At 59.8% G+C, this 7,838-nt stretch carries 7 protein-coding genes and 1 pseudogene; 2 read left to right on the forward strand and 6 right to left on the reverse strand.

Features of this window, described 5'->3' with window-relative positions; translation table 11 throughout:
* From ENZ75_RS13650 to ENZ75_RS13665, 4 genes and pseudogenes are all read right to left on the reverse strand, one after another.
* Positions 1 to 447: pseudogene (locus tag ENZ75_RS13650) on the reverse strand (hypothetical protein); the annotation flags it as partial.
* 136 nt (positions 448 to 583) lie between these two features.
* The gene (locus ENZ75_RS13655; protein WP_244514330.1) at positions 584 to 1,459 is read right to left on the reverse strand and encodes a DMT family transporter; all 876 of its coding nucleotides are present in this window, start codon (positions 1,457 to 1,459) and stop codon (positions 584 to 586) included.
* A gap of 138 nt (positions 1,460 to 1,597) precedes the next feature.
* Complete coding sequence (locus ENZ75_RS13660) at positions 1,598 to 2,296, reverse strand: TIGR00730 family Rossman fold protein (protein ID WP_013530425.1); 699 nt, start codon at positions 2,294 to 2,296, stop codon at positions 1,598 to 1,600.
* A gap of 38 nt (positions 2,297 to 2,334) precedes the next feature.
* Positions 2,335 to 3,105 carry a hypothetical protein gene (locus ENZ75_RS13665; RefSeq protein WP_013530426.1) on the reverse strand — a complete coding sequence of 257 codons (771 nt, stop codon included), beginning with the start codon at positions 3,103 to 3,105 and terminating at the stop codon, positions 2,335 to 2,337.
* 825 nt (positions 3,106 to 3,930) lie between these two features.
* Here ENZ75_RS13665 and ENZ75_RS13670 point away from each other — a divergent pair.
* Positions 3,931 to 4,128 (forward strand): hypothetical protein, encoded by a 198-nt coding sequence (locus tag ENZ75_RS13670; RefSeq protein WP_013530427.1) that lies wholly within the window; start codon positions 3,931 to 3,933, stop codon positions 4,126 to 4,128.
* Between the two features lie 145 nt (positions 4,129 to 4,273).
* Here the strand turns inward: ENZ75_RS13670 and ENZ75_RS13675 are convergent, their stop codons facing one another.
* Positions 4,274 to 4,792, reverse strand: coding sequence for a ferritin-like domain-containing protein (locus ENZ75_RS13675; RefSeq protein WP_013530428.1), 519 nt, complete (start codon positions 4,790 to 4,792; stop codon positions 4,274 to 4,276).
* Positions 4,793 to 5,234: 442 nt separating this feature from the next.
* On the opposite strand from ENZ75_RS13675, the gene ENZ75_RS13680 reads away from it, so the two are divergent.
* The gene (locus tag ENZ75_RS13680; protein ID WP_063168709.1) at positions 5,235 to 6,797 is read left to right on the forward strand and encodes a GMC family oxidoreductase N-terminal domain-containing protein; all 1,563 of its coding nucleotides are present in this window, start codon (positions 5,235 to 5,237) and stop codon (positions 6,795 to 6,797) included.
* 65 nt (positions 6,798 to 6,862) lie between these two features.
* Here the strand turns inward: ENZ75_RS13680 and ENZ75_RS13685 are convergent.
* The coding region (locus tag ENZ75_RS13685) for an aldehyde dehydrogenase family protein (RefSeq protein WP_164887811.1) at positions 6,863 to 7,838 on the reverse strand (976 nt) is incomplete at its 5' end.

Here is a 7,838-nt window from a genome sequence, read left to right on the forward strand (position 1 = left end):
ATCCGCAACATCGTAGAGATGGGCGTCGACGATTGGCCCCCGCCCATAGAGCCCCGAAAGGTCAAGGCCTTGCGAGGACGCGTTCTTCAAATGATGGGTTTTGCCTGTCGGCTTGGGCAATCCGAATATTTGGCTGAAGACGATGTCATGGAACACGAATTGACCGAAATAGGTAAAGCCGGCTGGTGTAGGGCTGAGATCACTGCCTTCAAGTCCATCGGTCGGGCCGACCATTTCCGCCGTGATGTCCAGCAAGCCCGCCTTGGTGCGGTCGATGGCGCTCTCGTCTTCGGTTGCGTCAAACAAGGCGATCGGCATGTCCGCCAGGGACGGGAAGAGCCTGATGCCTCTCAAGGTCGGCTTGTCGTTGAGGCCGTCGTCTGAATTCTGGTTTGACCGGTTCGGTATGTTGGCGGCTTCGAAGGAGGACGTTTCGCCGTGGAGCATCGAAGTAGACCTCGTTTTCCAGAAGGATGAATGCGGCCAGGCGAGTAGCTTGGCATGAATCCGGGAGTAGAAACAGACTTGCCCGTCGGTGGTCTGAATGGCGCGGCCCCAGAGCAGAGCGACATTGCCGAGGCGATCATGACACTGACGGATCGAGCTTCGGGCCCGCCGAGACGGCGGTGAACAGCACACAGGACAGAATGACGCCCGCACCCAGAAGCCCGTCGGGCGAAAGCCGTTCACCAAGCAGAGCGGCAGCGGAAATGGCGGCGAACACACCCTCTCCGCTGCAAATCACCGCCGCATGGGACGAAGTGGTGTAGCGCTGTGCAGAAGTCTGCAGGCAAAAGCCGACAGCGGTCGAGAACACACCAAGCGTGATGAGTTCTGGCCATGCTGCCATAATTGCCTGAAATGTCATTGTGCCCTGCAGGGCGAAAGGTAGCGTGGCAACGGCCGTGCCGATGAACTGTGCGGCCGCCGTCGCGAAGGGATGGCCATGTGCCTGCACATGCCGCCCGAGTTCGACCGTCCATACTGCAAAACAGATTGCAGTCAGGACGGCGAAAGCGTCGCCGGCGGTTGCCGAACCATTGAAGCCGCCCGCCAGGAGAGCCGATCCCACGACCGTCAGAATTGCGACGAATAGGATCAGTGCACTTGGACGCTCCCTCATGATCAGCCATGCGGCGATCGGCGTGATAACAGTGGAAGCGCTGATAAGGAGGCTCGAGTTCGTCACCGTCGTGCTGACATAGGACAATTGCTGGACCACACAGCCGAGAGCAAAAAGCAGAACCACTCTCGCCACACTTGGAAACCAGCCGGTGTTGGTTTCGGGGTCGCGCTCCCGCACCGCGAATGGCAACGTCACCAGTCCGGCGATCACGCTGGTCAGGAAAACAACCGCCATGGGATCGAGGTGGGCCAGTATGGTCTTGTGGGACACATTGCCCACTCCCCAAATGAGCGCAGCAAGCATTAGCAAGGAATTTGCCTTGAATCTGGACATGATTGATCGCATCACCACAGCGGGCAATGGCTCCAACGGTTTGTGATCGGGTTTGAAAGCGATGATCGGGGCCGACGGACCCCGTCATCGTCGAGGTGGCTGGTGTTGCGCGGAAGAACGCGTCTTTTGGTTCGCGATCTATCCGGGGCCAGCACTCGATATATGTGATCTGCGCAAGACGGGGATGGTGGGCAGCAGGACGGGCGTTGGCGGTTCGTTCTGCTCGAAACTGACGCTGCGCTGAAGAAGCGGAAGGATGGCCTCCGGGGTTGCCGAAACCATTTGCGTGCATCGAGTTGACGAGTTCATGAAGCCAGCCTCGGACATGCTCTCGAAGACGCCGAGAAGTGGTGACCAGAAGCCTTTGAAATTCGCCAGGACCAGCGGCTTGCAGTGCCTTTCCAGCTTGCGAAGCGTCATGACCTCGGTCAGTTCCTCAACGGTTCCGATGCCGCCAGGCAAGGCTACAAATGCATCCGCGTAGTCAAACATGAGCTGTTTGCGGATACTCATGTCGGGAACTGAAATCGTCTGGCATCCCGATAATAGCATTCTCATCCGCTCGATCAGGAACTGCGGGGTGATCGCGATCACGGTTCCACCCCCTTCTGCTGCGGCAATAGCCACCTGGCCCATCAGGCCATCACAGCCACCGCCATAGACCAGGCGAATACCTGCTGCGGCTATCGTCTCGCCAAGGATGGTGGCGCAACGGGCGTGGTCGGGATCGTTGCCAAGCATGGCGCCGCCGAAAACGCAGATCGTGCCGATGCGTCGCTGCAAGGGATAGGAGCGGCCGATCTGTTCTGCGGAATTGTCGGATGATGATCCAAACATGGTGTCTCTCCAAATGAGGTTGGAATAGCGAAGCTTGATCAGCCGGCGGAATGATCGCGGGCTGCGCGAGGTTGGCTCGATCGGAACAGAAGCAGGTCAGCCCAGGACCAGAGCAGGTAACAAACGAGAAGGCTGGCGGGCGTAGACCAATGCTGTGGCTGTTCGACTTCGAATTTGAACAGCGATGCACAGAGTTCTGTCCCGGCGGCGATGAGGGCCGGCAGCCGGCTGAGAAGGACCATGACGCGAAACGGGTCGGGGCCGTATTCCGACAAGTTGAGGATCCGGACACCGGGTCGGTGGCAAGCACTGCCGAATTTTCCAACGGAATGAAGCAGGCCCGATGTCAACGCCAGCAACGGATGGCCAAGTTCAAACAGGGCCAGGCCAAGGCAACCGGCACCAACGCCGGACAGGAAATCACCCAGGCGGTTGAGATTTTCCCTAGGCTTGAGACGTCCGTTCCAGGCGCGATGGTAGATCTCGCCGCTGGCGAAGAAGATCGCCGTCGCCGAGGTCATTGCGATCGCAGCGAAATTGCCCGTCAAATAATGGCTGATGGCGGCCGGCGCGCCTGTCCAGAGGAGTTGGTTCAGATCGCCGGATACGAGAATCTGCGCCGTAATCCCCTGACAAAGACCAATGAGGTTGCCGACATTGTAGGCTCCCCCAGGGCCAGACATCCGTGCCGTTAACGCGCTGCGCCAAGCAAGGAGGCGCGGAGACCGAACCGTGAAGGATGAGGCTGTTTCGCGAGCTGAAATTTCGACTGGGGCTACACGCAGCGGCTTATTGATGTTGAGCGTCATGTCGGGTTCCTCCCTTATGACGCATGCTTTGCAGTGCTCCGCGTGATCTCAACGTGAATTGCGCTGGAATGGGTCCGTCCAGGCTAACAGGCAGATCGCATTGGCGGTTCCTGCAAGGTGACGGTTGATCTACTTCTCTCAATTGCCTCGGCCAGCCTTATCCCGCGGCGAGCTTCTGTGTCGGCGGGGCCTTGCAGCCCTGGCCGACGACATTGTCTAAGCGGATCGCCTGCCGAGCCTCCATTGACAGCCATCCGGATGCACGGGCCGCGAAGACCGGAAATCATCTCTCGACGATCATGCGAAGACACCGGGGAACGATGATCGTTATTTCACGCTGAATTACGCTGAGTTGCCCAACATCACAGCCGCAACGCCAGACTGACATCCGCAAAAGGCTGAGCGGTCGAACCTGAACCTCAACTGAATCCAAGGATGGAATTCGATCATGCTACGCAGCTTGACGAAAACATTCACCGCCATCTCGACAATCGCCGTTCTCATGGCACCTCTGATGACTCCCAATGCGGCCTACGCGAACAGCACCACCGTTCCGCGCAAATGCATAAACGGCGTGGCAAGGTGCGCATCTCGCTATCCAGCAAGCTTTCGAGACCACCCATTTCAATTCAGCGGGACAGTGCAACGCACCTTACTCCCGAGGTTGGCGCAACGCTCTCCGGGTCGGCATCCATCTCAAGCTCCTTCGAACGCCCGGCTTGTCTGAGGGTCTTCACAAAATGTTACGTAAGGGAACGTTCGCGCCTGACTCTTCTTAGGCAATCGAGGCGGTTGTCGCCTCGTGCATTGTGAAGGAGAAGAAGAATGCCCAATCAAGGTGGTAGCCACGAACAGCATGTGAAGGCAGGCCAGCAGAGCCACAAGAATGCCGACAATAAAAACCGTCAGCAACAGCAGGCCGCTGGTGGTGGTCAACGGCAGCAGGGCGATGGATCCGGCATGCGTGGTGGAACCCACGAACAGCACGTGAAAGCTGGCGAACAAAGTCACAAAAACCGCTGATCGCGGGTGATTTCAGCAGACCCACCCCGAAGTATCGGGGTGGGTCTGATTGCATCTGAAAGAGGTGCTATCGACGACGCTGCGGTTAGGGTCGCGAAAGTCGCCCCGGCGACTTTGCCGGGGCGACTTCAGTCAGGACGCCCAGTCAGGCAGCTTGCTCCAGGGCGCGCTCATTGACACCGCCTTCGCCCAGCCCGGAAAGCGCTTCGTCCGTCGCGACCTCCTCTTTCAATGTCTCGTTGAGGAGCTTGACCACGTCGCTCTTGCCAAGCTGTTCAGCCCACGCGACCAACGTGCCGTAGCGCGCGATTTCATAATGTTCGACGGCCTGTGCCGCGCCGACCAGCCCAGCATCCAGGGCTGGGTCGCCCTTGTATTCGTCGAGAATTTCCGACCCTTCCTCAAGAATGCCGTCGATCGCCGGACAGGTTTTGCCGCGCGCCGGTTTGTCCATAAGTTCGAACACTTGCTCGAGCCGATCAACCTGGCCTTCGGTTTCCATGCGATGTTTTTCGAAGGCCGCAGCCACCTCCTCGGATTCGGCGCCCTTTGCCATCTTCGGCAAGGCCTTGAGTATCTTCTTTTCAGCGTAGTAGATGTCCTTCAGCCCATCGAGGAACAAAGCCTCCAGTCCCTTGGTCGTCGCTCTTTTTGCAGTCGCCATGATTTGTCTCCCTTGGATTGTCGTGAAAGCTCACCGGCGGTGTAGCCATGGACTAACTTTCCATGGAAGCAGTTGTTCCCTGGGGGCGACGTGGAAGGGCAGCGCGTCGAACACCGCTTTTATCGAGGGCCGATCGACATCAAAAGGCGATGGACGATGACGGTGTGAGAGCCGCCGGCAGGGGGGACGGAAAGCACCGGGGTTCGTCGCGCTGTATGGAGTAGATGGTGAAAAGAGATACTTCCGATGGGTTCATATACGAAATCATATTTACATATAAAACAAATCATGATGATCTTGCTGTCGTGCAACGGCGGCTAAGGTGGTCGGTTCCGGCGTCCGTCGCCGAGCCTGAATGCCAGCAGATGATCGTGCACAATGAAATCAAAGATGATGTCGCGGTCGAGTGAGCCGTGCATTGGTCGGATGTAGGGAGTGCGGCATGCCCTTTGATGTCATCGTTGTCGGAGCCGGCGCAGCCGGGGCTGTCCTTGCCGCCCGGCTCACCGAAGATGCGGCCACGAACGTGCTTTTGCTGGAAGCGGGGCCGGACTACCGGAGCGGCGAGCAACCTGCCGAGATGGCGAGTCCAAATCCCTTCAACCTGCTGCTTCCCGATCATTTTCAGCAACAATATATGTACCCCGACCTGATGGCTCGCCGCACCAAGCGGCAGGAGCATCGGGTCTACTGGCGCGGCAAGGGGCTTGGCGGTTCGACGGCCGTCAATGGGCAGATTGCCATTCGCGGCGTGCTCCATGCCTTCGACCGCTGGGAGGAAATCGGATGCAAGGGCTGGTCGGGAGCCGACGTGCTGCCCTTCTTCCGCCGGCTGGAGGATGACCCGATCGCGGCTAATTTTCACGGCAGCGATGGCCCGATTCCGATCTACCGCGCGCCTGTCGAAAGCTGGGGAAGCGTCGACAAGGCCATGCGCCAAAGCGCGATGGCCCTCGGCCATCCCTGGCATGACGATCTCAATGCTCCGGATGCCGAAGGGGCTTGCACCTATCCCATCAACAGTCGAGCCGGCAAGCGCGTGTCGGTCAATGACGGCTATCTGGAAGCTGCCCGCGACCGGCCGAACCTCACCATCATCGGGCAGGCGACGGTGGACAAGGTGCTTTTCGATGGCAAGAAAGCGATCGGCGTTTTGGCCATCGTGGCCGGTCAGGTTCGCAAATTCGAGGCGCCGCTGGTCATCGTCTCGGCCGGCGCCATCCACTCTCCAGTCATCCTGCAGCGCTCGGGCATCGGTCCGGCGGCTCTCTTGAATCGAAAGGACATCGAGGTGCTTGCCGACCTGCCGGTCGGCGAAGGTTTCTTCGACCATCCTTATTGCCGCATCGAACTGAAGCTGAAGCCGGAATTCAAGGCGACCGATGTCGACGCGCGGCATACCAACTGCTGTGTGCGGACGAGTTCCGGCGTGCCGGGTGCCGAGCGCGACGACATTCTTTACGTCGCCATGAACCATGGCGGTATCGGCGTGGAATCCGACAGCGCCCAGTTCGGCGAGGCCATGGTCAATCTGATCCTGATGGAAGCCAAGAGCCGGGGCACCGTGCAGTTGCGTTCCGCCAATCCCTTCGACCAGCCGATCGTGGAAGAGAACATGCTGGACGATCCGATGGATCTTCAGCGCATGCGTATCGCCTATCGCCACCTTGGCGAGATTGCCCGGCAAGCGCCGATCCAGGCGATCGCCGAGCGCGTCCTGCTGGGGGATTCCGATCTGCCTTTGTCATGGCTCGAAATGGCAAGCGACGAGGAGGTCGACAATTTCCTGCTGGCGCAGTCTTCCGATGCGCAGCATGGGATCGGCGGCTGTTGCATGGGTAGGCCCGGTGAGGCCGTGGTCGATCCGGAATGCCGGGTCTACGGTTTTGAAGGGCTGCGGGTTATCGATGCGTCGATCATGCCGCTCGATTGCCAGGCAAACACCAATCTGACCTCGATCATGATTGGCGAGAAAATGGCCGACAGCCTGCGCCGGTCCATCTGACAGCTCGCTGCCGAACGGCATACGGTCGCACGGGAGGCCCGCGCAAAAGGCGCGGGCCTTGAATGTCAGCGAGTGACGTCCACGGTAATCGTCTTCAGGTCGCACATTTCCATCAGCGTGTGCCGACCCCCGGTGCGGCCGAGGCCGCTCTGCGTCCCGGCGGCGCCGCCGGCAGGAATATGCGGCTCCCAATAGCAGCTCATCTCGTTGACGTTGACGATACCGACCCTCAGGCTTTCAGCAAAGGCAAAGGCGTTCTTGATGGTGCTGGTGAAGACCGCGGCCGACAGGCCGTAGGGGCTGGACGCCGCAAGTTCCATCGCCTCCTCGTCGGTCTCGAAGGTCAGCACGGGTGCAATCGGCCCGAAGGATTCCTCGACGTTGAGCAGGCTTTCCCGGGTCAGTCCTGTGACGATCGACGGCTCGAAATAGAGATTGGTGGCAAAACCCGACGCCACATTGCCGCCGGTGACGATCTCGGCGCCACGAGCGCGGGCGTCCGCAATGTGGCTGAGCACCTTGTCGACGGCGACCGCATTGTTGATCGGCCCCATCGTCGTCGCGGGATCGAAAGGGTCGCCCATTTTCACCTTCGCGGCCGCTTTCACCAGACCTTCGATAAACCGGTCATGGATGGATTTATGCACCAGCACGCGTTCGGTGGCCGTGCAGATCTGCCCGGCATTGGCAAAGCAGCCGGCCCCCACCTGGGCGGCGGCCATGTCGATATCGGCATCGGCTAGCACGATGGTCGGGCCGTTGCCGCCCATTTCGAGCAGAAGCGGCTTGCCCGCGCCACGCCGGGCGATCGTCGCGCCGGTGGCGGAACTGCCGGTGAAGCCGATGGCATGGGTGCCCGGATGAACGACGGCCTCGTCGCCCACCTCCGCACCATCTCCCAGAACGAGATTGATGGCGCCGTCCGGCAAGCCCGCCTCGATGAAGCATTCGACAAGTGCCGTGGCAATCAGCGATGTCGTCGGCGCCGGCACCCAGACAACGGTGTTGCCCGTTGCGACGGCCGGTCCGAGATAGTAGAGG

Source organism: Mesorhizobium sp. M7A.F.Ca.CA.002.04.1.1, assembly GCF_004022805.1.
Classification (GTDB): domain Bacteria; phylum Pseudomonadota; class Alphaproteobacteria; order Rhizobiales; family Rhizobiaceae; genus Mesorhizobium; species Mesorhizobium ciceri.

Excerpts from the sequence above, each read along its gene's own strand:
- ENZ75_RS13665 (WP_013530426.1), bottom strand. The coding sequence starts at position 3,105 with ATGACGCTCAACATCAATAAGCCGCTGCGTGTAGCCCCAGTCGAAATT.
- ENZ75_RS13670 (WP_013530427.1), top strand. The coding sequence starts at position 3,931 with ATGCCCAATCAAGGTGGTAGCCACGAACAGCATGTGAAGGCAGGCCAG.
- ENZ75_RS13680 (WP_063168709.1), top strand. The coding sequence starts at position 5,235 with ATGCCCTTTGATGTCATCGTTGTCGGAGCCGGCGCAGCCGGGGCTGTC.
- ENZ75_RS13675 (WP_013530428.1), bottom strand. The coding sequence starts at position 4,792 with ATGGCGACTGCAAAAAGAGCGACGACCAAGGGACTGGAGGCTTTGTTC.
- ENZ75_RS13655 (WP_244514330.1), bottom strand. The coding sequence starts at position 1,459 with ATGTCCAGATTCAAGGCAAATTCCTTGCTAATGCTTGCTGCGCTCATT.
- ENZ75_RS13660 (WP_013530425.1), bottom strand. The coding sequence starts at position 2,296 with ATGTTTGGATCATCATCCGACAATTCCGCAGAACAGATCGGCCGCTCC.